The 14,292-nt window shown below is 66.2% G+C and carries 13 protein-coding genes; 10 read left to right on the top strand and 3 right to left on the bottom strand.

The features are described from left to right. Positions 1 to 367 precede the first annotated feature (367 nt). From AC2FLM_RS11540 to AC2FLM_RS11515, 6 genes are all read left to right on the top strand, one after another. Positions 368 to 1,153, top strand: a complete 786-nt coding sequence (locus AC2FLM_RS11540) for a uracil-DNA glycosylase (RefSeq protein ID WP_496858001.1) — start codon at positions 368 to 370, stop codon at positions 1,151 to 1,153. Further along, positions 1,153 to 1,752, top strand: coding sequence for a metallophosphoesterase (locus tag AC2FLM_RS11535; RefSeq protein ID WP_234162811.1), 600 nt, complete (start codon positions 1,153 to 1,155; stop codon positions 1,750 to 1,752). The genes AC2FLM_RS11540 and AC2FLM_RS11535 overlap by 1 nt, the downstream gene beginning before the upstream one ends. Next, a complete protein-coding gene (locus AC2FLM_RS11530; RefSeq protein ID WP_496857999.1) occupies positions 1,749 to 2,369 on the top strand; it encodes a LysE family translocator in 621 nt (206 codons plus the stop codon). The genes AC2FLM_RS11535 and AC2FLM_RS11530 overlap by 4 nt, the downstream gene beginning before the upstream one ends. 4 nt (positions 2,370 to 2,373) lie before the next feature. Next, the gene (moaB, locus tag AC2FLM_RS11525; protein WP_234137188.1) at positions 2,374 to 2,916 is read left to right on the top strand and encodes a molybdenum cofactor biosynthesis protein B; all 543 of its coding nucleotides are present in this window, start codon (positions 2,374 to 2,376) and stop codon (positions 2,914 to 2,916) included. 96 nt (positions 2,917 to 3,012) lie between these two features. Beyond that, positions 3,013 to 4,470, top strand: a complete 1,458-nt coding sequence (locus AC2FLM_RS11520) for an efflux RND transporter periplasmic adaptor subunit (protein WP_496857996.1) — start codon at positions 3,013 to 3,015, stop codon at positions 4,468 to 4,470. Between the two features lie 6 nt (positions 4,471 to 4,476). Next, positions 4,477 to 7,878 carry an efflux RND transporter permease subunit gene (locus AC2FLM_RS11515; protein WP_496857994.1) on the top strand — a complete coding sequence of 1,134 codons (3,402 nt, stop codon included), beginning with the start codon at positions 4,477 to 4,479 and terminating at the stop codon, positions 7,876 to 7,878. A 7-nt stretch (positions 7,879 to 7,885) separates the two neighbouring features. Here AC2FLM_RS11515 and AC2FLM_RS11510 read toward each other — a convergent pair whose 3' ends face one another. Together AC2FLM_RS11510 and AC2FLM_RS11505 are read right to left on the bottom strand one after the other, a co-directional pair. Then, on the bottom strand, positions 7,886 to 8,305 hold the full coding sequence (locus AC2FLM_RS11510; RefSeq protein ID WP_234142503.1) for an NUDIX domain-containing protein: 420 nt from the start codon (positions 8,303 to 8,305) through the stop codon (positions 7,886 to 7,888). Between the two features lie 3 nt (positions 8,306 to 8,308). Beyond that, on the bottom strand, positions 8,309 to 9,121 hold the full coding sequence (locus tag AC2FLM_RS11505) for a protein-disulfide reductase DsbD domain-containing protein (protein WP_496857992.1): 813 nt from the start codon (positions 9,119 to 9,121) through the stop codon (positions 8,309 to 8,311). Positions 9,122 to 9,261: 140 nt separating this feature from the next. Between AC2FLM_RS11505 and AC2FLM_RS11500 the strand changes: the two genes are divergently transcribed. Next, a complete protein-coding gene (locus tag AC2FLM_RS11500; RefSeq protein ID WP_496858061.1) occupies positions 9,262 to 9,816 on the top strand; it encodes a YqgE/AlgH family protein in 555 nt (184 codons plus the stop codon). Between the two features lie 147 nt (positions 9,817 to 9,963). Here AC2FLM_RS11500 and AC2FLM_RS11495 read toward each other — a convergent pair whose 3' ends face one another. Beyond that, complete coding sequence (locus AC2FLM_RS11495; RefSeq protein ID WP_496857990.1) at positions 9,964 to 10,914, bottom strand: L-threonylcarbamoyladenylate synthase; 951 nt, start codon at positions 10,912 to 10,914, stop codon at positions 9,964 to 9,966. A gap of 125 nt (positions 10,915 to 11,039) precedes the next feature. Here AC2FLM_RS11495 and AC2FLM_RS11490 point away from each other — a divergent pair, with 125 nt between their 5' ends. The 3 genes from AC2FLM_RS11490 to AC2FLM_RS11480 are packed head-to-tail and all read left to right on the top strand — an operon-like array spanning position 11,040 to position 14,248. After that, complete coding sequence (locus AC2FLM_RS11490) at positions 11,040 to 12,743, top strand: acyl-CoA dehydrogenase (protein WP_496857988.1); 1,704 nt, start codon at positions 11,040 to 11,042, stop codon at positions 12,741 to 12,743. Next, positions 12,743 to 13,789 (top strand): MBL fold metallo-hydrolase, encoded by a 1,047-nt coding sequence (locus AC2FLM_RS11485; protein ID WP_496857986.1) that lies wholly within the window; start codon positions 12,743 to 12,745, stop codon positions 13,787 to 13,789. The genes AC2FLM_RS11490 and AC2FLM_RS11485 overlap by 1 nt, the downstream gene beginning before the upstream one ends. A gap of 3 nt (positions 13,790 to 13,792) precedes the next feature. After that, positions 13,793 to 14,248 carry a DUF6173 family protein gene (locus AC2FLM_RS11480; protein WP_234137196.1) on the top strand — a complete coding sequence of 152 codons (456 nt, stop codon included), beginning with the start codon at positions 13,793 to 13,795 and terminating at the stop codon, positions 14,246 to 14,248. Positions 14,249 to 14,292: the final 44 nt, after the last annotated feature.

Genomic DNA, 14,292 nt, shown 5'->3' with positions numbered 1-14,292 from the left:
GGGCCGCAGGTCAGGCCCGATTGGCAGCCGCCGTCCCCCTTGGGGGCGCAGCGGGTACCGCCTGCCACGCATTGCTCGAACGGGCCGCACGAGCGTCCACCGCCGCAATAAGTCGCGCCCAGGGGGATGCAATAGCCGTCCCAGGAACAGGTCTGCGCCCCCGAACAGCAACTTGAGGGGCCGCATCGCAAGGTTCCGGGCGGGCAATCGCCGGTAGCGGCGCCCGTCGAAAACGCCGTGCAAATCCAGAGCAGAAATGGCAACAGCCAGATGTGAGACCGGAACATGCCCCCATGCTCGGACCCGACGCGCGCGCTGTCCAGCCCAATCCGCTTTCCCTTGCCGCAGGGACGGTTAGATTGGGGGCATGGAATCGGCACTTGACCCTCATACCGCGCTGGCCCTGCTGCAATGGCAGGTCGAACTGGGCGTGTCCGAGACGATCATGGATGCGCCGCTGGATCGCTATGCGCTGACCGACACCGAACCGCGCCAGTCGGTGCATGCGACGCCCGATCCGCGTCGCCCGGCAATGCCCGCGCCGCCTCCCAAGGCGCCCGAGGTCGATCCGGCCCAAGAAGCTGCGCGTGCCGCGCGTGCGGCAGCTTCGCTCGACGCCTTGCGTGCTGCGCTGGCCGCGTTCGAGTATTGCGAATTGAAGCGCGGGGCCCGCAATCTGGTCTTTGCCGATGGGGCGCCCGGTGCGAGGGTGATGATCATTGGTGAGGCTCCGGGCCGTGACGAGGATCGCGAGGGCCGTCCCTTTGTCGGCCGGGCCGGGCAGTTGCTGGACCGGATGCTGGCGGCGATCGGTCTCAACCGGTCGGAGAGCGTCTATATCACCAACGTCCTGCCATGGCGGCCCCCGCAGAACCGCGACCCGTTGCCGGTGGAAATCGGCATGATGAAGCCGTTTCTGGAACGGCATGTGGCATTGGCCAAGCCCGAGGTGCTGGTGCTGATGGGCAATATCAGCTGCGAAACGGTGCTGGGCCGGCGCGGGATTACCCGGTTGCGCGGGCAATGGACCCAAGCCATGGGCCTGCCGGTGCTACCGATGTTTCATCCGGCCTATCTGCTGCGCCAGCCGCAGATGAAGCGGCAGGCCTGGGTCGATCTGCTGGAACTTCAGGCGAAACTGAGGGAGGCGTGATGCGCATACTGGCTTTTTCCGATCTGCACATGGCGCGCGCCCGGGCCGCCGATCTGGTTGCCGCCAGTCTTGAGGCCGATCTGGTCATCGGGGCGGGCGATTATTGCAACGGGCGGCAGGGCCTGGATCAGGCGATGGCCATGCTGGCCGGGATCATGGTGCCGCTGGTGCTGGTGCCCGGCAATGCCGAAAGCGCCGACGAGCTGCGCGCTGCCGCCCCCGATGGTGCCCATGTGCTGCACGGCTCTGGCGCGCGCATCGACGGGTTGCGCCTGTTCGGTGTGGGATACGGTGTGCCGCCCACCCCCTTTGGCGACTGGTCCTGTGACCTGACCGAGGGCGCGGCGGCCGAATTGCTCGACCGCTGCACAGGTGCCGATATCCTGATCACCCATTCGCCGCCCAAGGGGATCGGAGATGTGACCGGAACCGGGCTTTCGGTCGGGTCGACCGAGATCCGCGACGCCATCGAACGGGTCCAGCCGCGGCTGGCGCTTTGCGGACATATCCATGACAGCTGGGGGGCCGAAGGCGTGATCGGGCGCAGCCGCGTTGTCAACCTTGGCCCCACCGTGAACTGGTTCGAGATACCGGCATGATCGATCCGGTTACCTTGCTTACATTCGTCCCCGCCGCGCTCGCGCTGAACCTGACACCGGGGGCCGACATGATGTTCTGTCTCGGGCAGGGGCTGCGCGCGGGTCCACGCGCGGGCTGGGCCGCCAGCGCCGGGATTTCGGCGGGCGGCATGGTGCATGTTTCGATCGCGGGACTGGGTCTGGGGGCTGCGGTACAGGCGATGCCCTGGCTGTTCGACGTGATCCGCTGGGTCGGGGTCGCCTATCTGCTCTGGCTGGCCTGGGGGGCGTTGCGGCAAGAGTTCAGCGCATCCGAGGTGCCGGTACGCCCGGCGCGCCGCGCCTTTCGCGACGGGATGCTGGTGAACCTCACCAACCCCAAGGTGATCCTGTTCGTGCTTGCCTTTATCCCGCAATTCATCGACCCGGCTGCCGGACCGATCCTGATGCAATTCCTGACCTTTGGCCTGGTAATCGCGATCGGCGGATTCATCGTCAACGGCATGGTGGGTCAGTTCGCTGGCGGATTGGGCAGACGGATGACCGGCGATCCGCGATTGGGCCGTCTGCTCAGCCGCTTTACCGCCGGTATTTTCGCCGCGCTGGCGCTGCGGCTTGCCTTGCTAGAAAGGACCTGACCCCTTGTCCCGCATCGACGAAAGCCTCGATTTCATCCCGGTCCGTATCGCTGTGCTGACCGTGTCGGATACCCGCTCGCTGGAGGAAGACCGCTCGGGCCAGACGCTGGTCGACCGGATCGCACGGGCAGGCCATGTGCTGGCCGACAGGCGTATCATCCGGGACGAACGCGCCCAGATTGCCGACCAGCTGCGCGCCTGGGTTGCAGACCCCGAGATCGACGTGATCATCTCGACCGGCGGCACCGGCCTGACCGGGCGCGACGTGACCGTCGAGGCCCATCGCGACGTCTATGAAAAAGAGATCGAGGCCTTTGCCACCGTCTTTACCCTGATCTCGATGGAAAAGATCGGTACCTCGGCGGTACAGTCACGCGCCACGGGTGGTGTGGCGGGCGGCACGTATCTGTTCGCATTGCCCGGCAGCCCCGGTGCCTGCAAGGATGCCTGGGACGGCATTCTGGAAAAACAGCTGGATTATCGGCACCGGCCCTGCAATTTCGTGGAAATCATGCCCAGACTGGACGAACATCTGCGACGGAAATAGCTTTGCGATCCGTTCAAGCACTTGGGGCTTGGCGTTTTTCCATGCGCTGCTAGTTCTGTTACAGTGCGATCCTGAGCGAGCGGGGTGCGAAAACCGATGCGATTTCTGCGGCAGAGCCTTTTGGGTGTCTTTCTGGCCTCGGTGGCGCTTGCCCTGCTGATCTGGGCCGGACAGCTGGTGATGGAGGCGGTGCAAACCAGAATGGCCGGTGACCACAAGCCGCCAGCTGCGCGCGAACGGGTCTTTGCGGTCAATGTGCAGCGTGCCGAATACGGCACGGTCACCCCGGTTCTCGAAGCCTTCGGTCAGGTCCAAAGCCGCCGCACGCTGGAACTGCGCGCCGCGATGGGCGGGCGGGTAATCGGCCTGTCGGACAGTTTCGTCGAGGGCGGCACGGTCGCGATGGGCGAGGTGCTGGTGCGCATCGACCCGGCCAAGCCGCAGACCGAGCTGGACCGCGCGCGATCCGACCTGATGGATGCCGAGGCCGAGGAACGCGATGCCGCAAGGGCGCTGATCCTGGCCGGTGACGAGTTGCAGGCCGCCGAGGATCAGTCGGCCTTGCGGGCCCAGGCGATGAAGCGGCAACGGGACCTGGTGGAACGCGGCGTCGGCAGCGCCGCCGCCGCCGAGACCGCAGAGCTGGCCGATGCCCAGGCGCGGCAAGCCGTATTGGCGCGGCGCATCGCGGTGGCCCAGGCCGAGGCGCGCGTGGATCAGGCCGCGACCCGTCTGGCCCGCGCCCGGCTGGCGCTGGAACAGGCCGAACGCGATCTGACCGAAACCGAGGTGACAGCCCGGTTCGATGGCACGCTCAGCGGCGTGTCTCTCGTCGAGGGGCGGTTGGTGGCGGTGAACGAAAAGCTGGCCGAACTGATCGACCCCGACGCGCTCGAAGTGGTGTTCCGTGTCTCGACGGCCCAGCATACGCGGCTGCTGGATGCGGCGGGCCGCTTGATTGGCGCAGCCGTCGAGATCGAGTTGGATGTGGCGGGGGCCGATCTGACCGCCACCGGCACTGTCAGCCGCGACAGCGCGGCAGCGGGCGAGGGACAGTCGGGCCGGGTGATCTATGCCCGTCTCGATGCGGCGCCGGGGTTCAAGCCCGGCGATTTCGTCACCGTCCGGGTCGAGGAACCGCCGCTGGCCGACGTGGTCCGCCTGCCGGCCTCGGCGCTGGACGCGGCGGGCACGGTGCTGGTTCTGGACAGTGAGGACCGGCTGGAACAATTGCCTGTCACCTTGATCCGGCGGCAAGGTGATATGGTGCTGATCCGGGGCGAGGGGCTTGCCGGACGCGAGGTGGTGCTGGGCCGCACGCCGCTTTTGGGCCCCGGCATCCGGGTCCGCCCCCTGAGGGACGAGGCGCAGGCGGGCAGCCCCGATCTGTCGATGCTGGAACTGAGCGACGAACATCGTGCCCGGCTGGTGGCGCTGGTCGAAGCCAATGAGCGGATGCCCTCTGAAGTGAAGGCCAAGGTGCTGGGCCAGCTCGCCGAAACCCGCGTTCCCGCCGGGCTGGTGGCCCGGCTGGAAGACCGGGCCGGGGGCTGATCCGCGATGGTGCGCGGCATCCCCAGCGCGGCGGGCGGCTTGCTCAGCTATTTCACCCGGCACCGGACGGCGGCGAACCTGCTTTTGATGGTGCTGCTGGTGCTGGGCGCGGCGGCGGTCCCCAACATGCGGGCGCAGTTCTTTCCCGATGTGATCGTGCAAAGTGTCTCGGTCAACGTGGAATGGGAGGGCGCCGGCCCAGAGGATGTGGACAGCGCCATCGTGCAGGTGCTGGAACCGGCGTTGCTGGCGGTCGACGGGGTGGAAAGCACCACCGCCAGTTCCCGCGAAGGGCGCGCCGATATCGAGCTGGAATTCGAGCCCGGCTGGGACATGTCGCAGGCCGCCGACGATGTGCAGGCCGCCGTCGACGCGGTCACCACCCTGCCCGAGGATGCCGAGGACCCGGCGGTGCGCCGGGGCGCCTGGCGTGACCGGGTGACCGATGTGGTAATCACCGGGCCGGTCGGTCCACAGCAGCTGGCGCTCTTTACAGACGAGCTGATCGTGCGCCTGTTCGAGATCGGCGTCACCCGCACCACCATTCGAGGCATCGCCGCGCCGCGCACGGTGGTCGAAGTGTCCTCGGCCAAGCTGATCGCAAACGATATCTCGATGAACGAGATCGCCACGGCCATCGCCGCCGAGGTCACCGGCGACCCGGCGGGTGATGTGTCGGGGGCCAATGCGCGCATCCGAACCGGGGTGGAAAAGCGCAGGCCCGAGGATATCGCGGGCATTGTCCTGCGCTCGAACCCCGATGGCTCCAAGCTGCGGATCGCGGATGTGGCCCAGATCCGGGTCGAAGGCGTCACCCGCGACCGCTCCTATTGGGTCGGCGACCAGCCGGCCATGTCGATCCGGGTCGACCGCTCCGACCGGGGCGACGCGATCCGGGTACAGAAGCAGGTCGCCGAGGTGGTCGAGCGGATGCAGGCCAGCCTGCCCCAGGGCGTCACCATGCAGCTGATCCGCACCCGGGCCGAGGCGATCAGCGACCGTCTCAATATCCTTGTCGACAACGGATTGATGGGGCTGGCGCTGGTGGTGATGCTGCTGTTCCTGTTCCTGAACGCGCGCACCGCCTTCTGGGTGGCGGCGGGGATCCCGGCCTCGATGTTTGCGGCGATCGCGCTGATGTATGTCGGTGGGCTGACCATCAACATGGTGTCGCTATTTGGCCTGATCATCACGCTGGGCATCGTGGTGGACGACGCCATCGTGGTGGGCGAGCACGCCGATTTTCGTGCCCGGCGCCTGGGCGAACACCCCGTGGTCGCCGCCGAGACCGCCGCGCGCCGCATGGCGATGCCGGTGTTTGCCGCGACGCTGACCACGATCATCGCCTTTTTCGGCCTGACCGCGATTGGTGGCCGGTTCGGCGAGCTGATCCGCGACATCCCCTTTACCGTGATCGCGGTGCTGGCGGCCTCGCTGGTCGAGTGTTTCCTGATCCTGCCCAACCACATGTCCCATGCCATCGCCCATTCGGCCAAGGAACATTGGTATGACTGGCCCAACCGGGTGGTGAACCGCGGATTTCGCTGGCTGCGCGATCACCTGTTCCGGCCCTTTGTCGGCTGGGTGGTGCAGGCCCGCTATGTGGTGCTGGCCGCGACCGTCACCGTGCTGGCCAGCCAGGCGGCACTGTTCATCACCGGTGATGTGCAATGGCGGTTCTTCAACGCGCCCGAGCGCGGATCGGTCACGGGTAATTTCATCATGGCCGAAGGCGCCACCCGCGCCGACACGCTGGAGATGATGCGCGAATTGCAGCGCGCCACCGAGGAACTGGGCCGCATCTACGAAGAGCGCCACGGCCGCAACCCGATCGACTATGTTCTGGCCGAGATAGGCGGCAATGCCGGGCGCGGTCTGGCGGGGGCAGAAACCAAGGATGCCGACTTGCTGGGCGGTATCTCGATCGAGTTGATCGACGCCGATCTGCGCCCCTATTCCAGCTTCGCCTTTGTCGGCGAGTTGCAGGATTTCGTCACCCGCCACCCCAAGGTCGAAACGCTCAGCTTCCGTGGCTGGCGCTCGGGGCCGGGTGGCGATGCGCTGGACGTTCAGTTCTATGGCGCCTCGGCACAGGTGCTCAAGGCGGCGTCGAACGACCTTCAGGCGGCGCTGTTGCGCTATCCCGAGGTGTCGGCGGTCGAGGACGATCTGGCCTATGACAAGGAAGAGGTGGTGCTGGACCTGACCGCGCAGGGGCAGGCGATGGGCTTTACCGTCGACGCGCTGGGCCGGGCCTTGCGGGCGCGGCTCAACGGGATCGAGGCGGCCACCTATCCCGACGGTCCCCGCAGTGCCGAGATCCGGGTGGAACTGCCCGAGGGCGAGCTGACCGCCGATTTTCTGGAGCGCACGCTGATGCGGGCGCCCGCCGGGGTCTATGTGCCGCTGGCCGATATCGTTTCGGTCAGCCAGCGCACCGGGTTTTCGACCGTTCGGCGCGAAAACGGCATCCGCCGTATCTCGGTCACCGGCGATATCTCCGAGGACGACCCGGCCCGGGCCACCGAGATCTCGACTGCGCTGGAAACGCAGATCCTGCCGCGCATCGCCAGTGAACGGCAGGTCGAATGGCGCATGGCGGGGCTGAGCGAGCAGGAGGACACGTTCCTGTCCGAGGCGGCGACCGGACTGACCCTTTGCCTGACCGGCATCTACCTGGTGCTGGCATGGATCTTTGCCAGTTGGACCCGGCCGCTGGTGGTGATGGCGATCATCCCCTTCGGACTCGTCGGGACGATCTGGGGCCACTACATCTGGGAGGTGCCGCTGAGCATGTTCACGGTTGTGGGCCTCTTGGGCATGACCGGCATCATCATCAACGATTCCATCGTGCTGGTGACAACCATCGACGAATATGCCGAGAGCAGGGGGCTTTTGCCCTCGATCATCGACGGGACGGCCGACCGGTTGCGGCCCGTTTTGCTGACCTCGCTGACCACGGTGCTGGGTCTGGCGCCGCTGCTCTATGAAAGCTCGCAACAGGCGCAGTTCCTCAAGCCCACGGTGATCACGCTGGTCTACGGGCTGGGATTTGGTGTGCTGTTGGTGCTGCTGGTGGTTCCCGCGCTGCTGGCGGTGCAGAATGATGTGGCGCGCCCGTTGTCGGCGTTGCGCCGAGCGCTGCGCGGCGGGGCGCCTCTGGCGCGTGGGGCGGTGGCGGTAAGCGGTGTGCTGACCTTGGCTTGGCTGGGTGTCACGGTGGCCTGGGTTGCGGTAACCGGCGCCCTGCCTGTCTGGATGCTGGGGCTGGTACCGCAGGTGCAGAGTTTGGCGCCGATGCCTACCGCGCTGGTGTTGTTCATTGCAGGGGCGCTTGTTGTCTGCTTGCTGGCAATGGCGGTCTCGGCACTGATCCTGATGCGCAACGCAGGACGCAAACCGGCCTGAGCGGGGCTTAGCTGGCGCGCAGCGCGATTTCCATCAGTTCGGTCACCCGGTCGATCACCGGCACCGTACCATCGCGCAAGCGGTCAATCGGGAACCAGCGTGCATCCATTGCATCGTCGCCCGCCTGCAACGTGCCCCCCTGATAGCGGCAGAGCACGCCGACCAGCAGGTAGTGCACCACGGCCTGCCCGTTGTCGTCGTGGTGGATCAGATCGAAATGGGTCAGATAGCGCTGGGCGCGGGCCTCGATCGCGGTTTCCTCGCGCAGTTCGCGCAAAGCGGCCTCGCGCACGGTCTCGCCCCATTCCACGTGGCCGCCGGGAAAGCCCCAAAGCCCGCGCCCGGGATCCTTGCCGCGCTGCGCCAGCAACACCTGGCCCTCGTGGATCACCACGGCCAGTGCGCCGATCTTTGGCTGGGGTGTCACCGATCAGCCCGGCAGGCAGCCGTGGATATCCACCGCCCGCTTGGCCCCCAGTACCGTAATCCGGATGCGTGAACGGTCCAGCGCGAAGGCGGTGCCGCCGGCATTGAGGATTTCCGAACTGGCGATCAGGGTATTGCCCTGGCGCCGGGTCTGCGCCTCGCCCGCCCAGAGAGTCGGGTCGCCCGGTTCGAACACGGCAAGTTCCGAGCCGCCGGTTGAAGGCATCGCGATCCGCGCTTCGATCCGCATACCGTCCTGGCTGGGGCTGATCCGGCAGGTGGCCGAGGTCACGCCCGCCTCGGCCGCCGAATAGGGCCGCCGGGCCAGCGCCGCCACGATGGCCGGGTTGCGCGGTGCGCCAGCGTCAAGCGTATGATCGAAGTCCAGATTGCCGGGCACGCAGATATCCTTGCAGACGCCAAATTCCATCTCGCCGCGCAGCCGTACCGGGCGGTTGGCATCCTTTGGGGTGATCTCGATCGGCAGCACCATCTGGTCGGTATAGCCGATCGACCGCAGGCCGCTTTGCTCGAACACTTCGGGCGCGGGCCATGTGATGCTCACCTCGCCCAGATTGCGCGAGCCGCGCCAGTCGAAACTGGGAGGGATACCCGCTTCGCCCGGAGCGCGCCAATAGGTTTTCCAGCCCTCGGACAGGGTCATGCGGATCGCGCCCAGATAGGTACCGCGTGGGGTCAGCCCGCCGTCGAGGATTTCGATCTGCACCAGATCGTCCAGCCCTGCGGCAGGCGCGGGATTGGCGAGCGGCAGGCTCAGCAGCGCGACAAGCGCCAAGGCAGAAAAGCGGGTCGACATGACCAATAGATGCGCTTTCAAATGCGGTTTGCCAAGTCACGATGCAGTCAACCGCGGGATTTCCGCGCGTCCTGCCCGCTGTCCCTTGCACCCTGGCCTGCGGTTGCCCATTGTAGGGCAAAGGAGAGCCCTAGCCGATGATGGACCTGACCGGAAAACTGCTGATCGCGATGCCGGGGATGGGCGATCCGCGCTTCGAACGCTCGGTGATCTTCCTGTGCAGCCATGGCGAGGACGGTGCCATGGGGCTGATCGTGAACAAGCCCGCCGATCTGAACGTTGCCACGCTGCTGGAGCAGCTTGAGATTCCTGCGACCTCGGCCTCTGCCGCCCGGGCGCCGGTACGGCTGGGCGGACCGGTAGAGATGGCACGCGGCTTTGTGCTGCACTCATCGGATTACGCGGGCAAGTTGCAGTCGCTGAAAGTGTCGGACGCGTTCACCATGACCGCGACGCTGGATATTCTCGAAGACATCGCGCGCGACAACGGCCCTGCCCGCGCGGTGCTGATGCTGGGCTATTCCGGCTGGGGGCCGGGGCAGCTGGAGGCGGAAATCGCCGACAATGGCTGGCTGACCGCCGAGGCGGACCCTGACATCGTGTTCGGCAGTCGTGATGAGGACAAATGGGAAGCTGCGCTGAAATCGCTCGGGATTGACGCGCTTTTGCTGTCGGCCAGCGCCGGACACGCCTGACCCGATTGAGCGCCTGCGGCGCGCTCGATATCTCGTCGTCGTTCCTCCTCCTCGGTGCTTGTGGCGGCGTGACGTGCCGTCTTGCTGTTTGGGTCGTGAGGGGGCTGATGCCTCCGGCGGGAGTATTTGGGGCGAAATGAAGCGGGTTCAGGGCATGCGCGGGGCGGCGGCGCGGCGCAGGCGGTCGTTGATGGCAAGGCCCAGACCGCGCTCGGGGATCGGGGCAATCGCGATGGGGTGGCCCGTTGCGTCGAGGCGGTGCAGCGCGGCAAAGAGATTGGCGGCGGCTTCGGTCAGGTCGCTGGTGGGTGAAAGGTTTTCGTCGCAGTCCACAGGGCCGAAGCCGAGGAAGACCTCGTCCTCAGAGGGGGCTGTGGCATTGAGTCGGACTGTGCTCTGAGGCGCGTAATGCGACAGCAGCTGACCCGGCGCGCTGATGCCATCACCCTGCTGGTGCCGCTCCAAAGACTGGCCAAGCAGCGCTTCGATCTCTTCGGCGGGCAGGCCACCGGGACGCAGCAGGGTGGGCGTGCCGGAAAGGCCGATGATGGTCGATTCCACACCCACGCCGCAGGGACCGGCATCGAGCACCGCCGCAATCCGGCCATCGAGGCCCGCCAGCACGTGATCCGCCGTGGTCGGGCTGATCCGGCCCGAAGGGTTGGCCGAGGGAGCGGCGACCGGCCGGTCGAGGGTGGCAAGCAGCGTGCGCGCGGTCGGGTGGGCGGGCACCCGCACCGCCAGCGTATCGAGCCCGGCGGTAACCAGCTCTGAAATCCCATGATCGGAGCGCAGTGGCAGAACCAGCGTCAGCGGGCCGGGCCAGAAGGCGGTGGCGAGCCGCTCGGCGGTTTCGGACCACTGCACATGGCGCCCGGCGGCCTCGGCGCTGGCGACATGTGCGATCAGCGGGTTGAAGCTGGGCCGGCCCTTGGCGGCATAGATCCCTGCCACTGCCTTCCCGTTGGTGGCATCGCCACCCAGCCCATAGACCGTCTCGGTCGGAAAGGCGACAAGCTGGCCCGCCCGCAGCAGCTCTGCCGCGCGGGCGATGCCGTCGGGATCGGCGGCAAGGCGAAGGGTGTGTTGGACAGGCATGGCGGGGTGACGCGGCGTTTTGGTTGCTTGCCGGATGGCTCTGGATAGGTAATCGGACAAGCCTTGATACATACCGATGCGCTCGCGGCTTGCCAAGCCGCCAAGACCACCACCGAGGGGACCCCATGCCGTACCGTTCGCCCGTGACCGATTATACGTTCCTGCTGAGCCATGTGGTGGGATATGACCGGGTGTCCGGGACCGAGAAATATGCCGAGGCGGGTGCCGATATGGTGAGCGCCATCCTGACCGAGGCAGGGCGGATGTGCGACGAGGTGATGGCGCCCTTGCAACGCGGTGGCGATCTGAACCCTGCGCGGCTGGAAAACGGGGCGCTGCGCAGCTCGCCCGGCTTTGCCGAAGGGTGGAAGGCCATTGCCGAGGGGGGCTGGATTGGCATGAGCGGGTCGCCGGAGCATGGCGGCATGGGCCTGCCGATGGCGGTCACCACCGCCGTGAACGACATGATGAGCGGTGCCTGCCTGTCGCTGCAACTGGCGCCGCTGATGAGCCAGGGCCAGATCGAGGCGCTGGAGCACCATGCCAGCGACGCGATCAAGGAGCTGTACCTGCCCAAGCTGATCTCGGGCGAGTGGTCGGGCACGATGAACCTGACCGAACCGCAGGCCGGGTCGGATGTGGGCGCGCTGAGTTCCAAGGCCGAGCCCAATGGCGACGGCACCTATGCGGTCACCGGGCAGAAGATCTTCATCAGCTGGGGCGACAACGATTTCTGCGACAATGTCTGCCACCTGGTGCTGGCACGGCTGCCCGACGGTGTACCCGGGACCAAGGGCATCTCGCTGTTCCTGGTGCCGCGCAACCTGCCGGATGAAAATGGCAATGCGGGCGTGGCCAATAGCCTCAAGGTGGTGTCGCTGGAGCACAAGATGGGCCTGCATGGCTCTCCCACCTGCGTGATGCAATATGACGGTGCAACCGGCTGGCTGGTGGGCGAGGAACATGGCGGCATGGCGGCCATGTTCACCATGATGAACAACGCGCGCCTTGGCGTGGGCGGGCAGGGCGTCGGCGTGGCCGAGGCCGCCTGGCAGCACGCGATGGCCTATGCGATGGAGCGTAAGCAGGGCAAATCGGCCTCGGGCACCATAGCTGACCACGCCGATGTGCGGCGGATGCTGACCAGCATGAAGGCGGATGTCTTTGCCGCCCGCGCGATCCTGGCGGCCTGTGCGGTGGCGATCGACATGGGCAATGCCACCGGATCGGCCGAGTGGAAGGCGCGGGCCGCTTTCCTGACCCCGATTGCCAAGGCATTTGGAACAGACACGGGTATCGCGGTCTCGGAAGCCGGGGTGCAGGTGCATGGTGGCATGGGCTTTATCGAGGAAACCGGTGCGGCGCAGTTTTATCGCGATGTGCGGGTGACCGCGATCTACGAGGGTACCAACGGAATTCAGGCGATGGACCTGGTGGCCCGCAAGATGATGGATGGGGGCGAGGCTGCGGCCAAGCTGCTGGATGAGATCGAGGATCATGCCGAGCGCGCCCGTGGCCGCCTGCCGGAACTGGCCGGACCCGTCTGGGAGGCGACCGAAACCCTGCGCGAGGCGACCGAATGGATGGTGGCGCAAGGTGAGATGAATGACCGCTTTGCCGGGGCGGTGCCATTCCTGCGCGCCTTTGCGCGGGTGTTGGGCGGCCATTTCCACCTGATCGCGGCGCTGTCCGATCCCGGTGGCGCGCGCGAGAAACTGGCGCGGTTCTATATCAACGCGCTGTTGCCCGAACATGCCGGTTTGCTGGAACAGGCGCGAAATGGTGCAGCCGACCTGTATGCCATCAGTCTTGAAGAGTTGTCGGCGTGATGGATCGGACACCGGGCCTGGCCATGCGCTACCCCTGGGACGAGCCGCCCGCTCATGGTTCAGCGATCGAGGTGGCCGAGGGCGTCTTATGGATGCGCCTGCCGCTGCCGATGAAGCTGGATCACGTCAATGTCTATGCGCTGGACGATGGTGATGGCTGGACCGTGATCGACACCGGGTTTTCGTCGAAAAAAACGCGCGGCATCTGGCAGGCGCTGATCGACGGGCCGCTGGCGGGCAAGCCGGTGCGCCGGGTGGTCGTGACCCATCACCACCCCGACCATATGGGCAATGCAGGCTGGTTCCAGTCTGAACTGGGTGCCGAGTTGGTCACCACGCGCACCGCATGGCTGTTTTCGCGCATGCTGACACTGGATGTGCAGGAGACCTGGCCCGAGGAAACACTGGACTATTACCGCAGCGCGGGCATGGCGCCCGAGGTACTGGCAAAGCGCATGGCCGAACGGCCGTTCAACTTTGCCGATATGGTCTATCCGATGCCGCTGGGGTTCACCCGGATCAAGCAGGGCGACGTGTTCCGCATGGGCGGGCGCGACTGGGACGTGCATATGGGTAACGGCCACGCGCCCGAACATGCGACCTTCTGGAGCCGCGATGACAACCTGGTGATCACCGGCGACCAGATCCTCAGCTCGATCAGCCCCAATATCGGCGTCTATGCGACCGAACCGATGGCCGACCCGCTGGCCGACTGGCTGGAAACCTGTGAACGGCTGGCACCGTTGGCGCGCCCCGACCATCTGGCGCTGGGCGGGCACAAGCTGCCCTTTACCGGGTTGCCGATCCGGATGCGGCAGCTGATCGACAATCACCATGGCGCGCTGAAGCGTCTGCGCGACCATCTCGATACGCCAAAGCCGGCCTCGGACTGTTTCGCGCCGCTGTTCAAGCGCACCATTGGCGAGGGCGAGTACGGGCTGGCGCTGGTTGAAGCGGTTGCCCATGTCAACCATCTCTATCATACCGGAGAGGTGACACGGACCCGGCGCGCGGATGGCGCCTGGCTCTATCAACGGAAAGGATGAGCCATGGAAAACAAGATCGAGACCTCGGCCGAATATGCCGAGGCGGCGGTGTTGCCGCCCCGGTGCCACGAGGTGCATGCCGATCCTGACAGCCCCGCCCGTATGACCGAGGTGCCCGCACCGCTGCAGGAACCGGTCCAGAACAAAAGCCCGGCGCAATGGGCCTATGAACGTCTGATCCTCTATATCCGCAACTTCGAAAAGCAGCTGGACGCCAGCCAAGAGGTGGCGATGGGCTTTGTCGGCGGCGATGCCGGGGTGTTGCGGATCGAGGGGATCGGTTATTTCGACCCGGATATCGTCACCTTTTACGGGGCCGATGGCACCGGCGCGCGGACCCAGCTGGTCCAGCATGTGAGCCAGTTGAACGTGATGTTGCGCGCCATGCCGGTGGCGACCGAGGATCGTCCTGCCCAGCGCATCGGTTTCCGGCTGGCCGCCGATCTGGAAGCGGACTAGGCGCTTTCGGCTTGCCTTGGCAGCGGTAGGGCCGTTCAATGCCT

This window comes from Ruegeria sp. SAZD011, assembly GCF_059612545.1.
The sequence above is the reverse complement of the archived record's forward strand: the minus strand, read 5'-3'. Positions and strand labels throughout refer to the sequence as shown.

What these genes read in the sequence shown, in the direction of transcription:
- AC2FLM_RS11495 (WP_496857990.1), bottom strand. Translation starts at nt 10,914, where the DNA reads ATGCCTGTCCAACACACCCTTCGCCTTGCCGCCGATCCCGACGGCATC.
- AC2FLM_RS11530 (WP_496857999.1), top strand. Translation starts at nt 1,749, where the DNA reads ATGATCGATCCGGTTACCTTGCTTACATTCGTCCCCGCCGCGCTCGCG.
- AC2FLM_RS11485 (WP_496857986.1), top strand. Translation starts at nt 12,743, where the DNA reads ATGGATCGGACACCGGGCCTGGCCATGCGCTACCCCTGGGACGAGCCG.
- AC2FLM_RS11505 (WP_496857992.1), bottom strand. Translation starts at nt 9,121, where the DNA reads ATGTCGACCCGCTTTTCTGCCTTGGCGCTTGTCGCGCTGCTGAGCCTG.
- AC2FLM_RS11520 (WP_496857996.1), top strand. Translation starts at nt 3,013, where the DNA reads ATGCGATTTCTGCGGCAGAGCCTTTTGGGTGTCTTTCTGGCCTCGGTG.
- AC2FLM_RS11540 (WP_496858001.1), top strand. Translation starts at nt 368, where the DNA reads ATGGAATCGGCACTTGACCCTCATACCGCGCTGGCCCTGCTGCAATGG.
- AC2FLM_RS11515 (WP_496857994.1), top strand. Translation starts at nt 4,477, where the DNA reads ATGGTGCGCGGCATCCCCAGCGCGGCGGGCGGCTTGCTCAGCTATTTC.
- AC2FLM_RS11480 (WP_234137196.1), top strand. Translation starts at nt 13,793, where the DNA reads ATGGAAAACAAGATCGAGACCTCGGCCGAATATGCCGAGGCGGCGGTG.
- AC2FLM_RS11535 (WP_234162811.1), top strand. Translation starts at nt 1,153, where the DNA reads ATGCGCATACTGGCTTTTTCCGATCTGCACATGGCGCGCGCCCGGGCC.
- AC2FLM_RS11490 (WP_496857988.1), top strand. Translation starts at nt 11,040, where the DNA reads ATGCCGTACCGTTCGCCCGTGACCGATTATACGTTCCTGCTGAGCCAT.
- AC2FLM_RS11500 (WP_496858061.1), top strand. Translation starts at nt 9,262, where the DNA reads ATGGACCTGACCGGAAAACTGCTGATCGCGATGCCGGGGATGGGCGAT.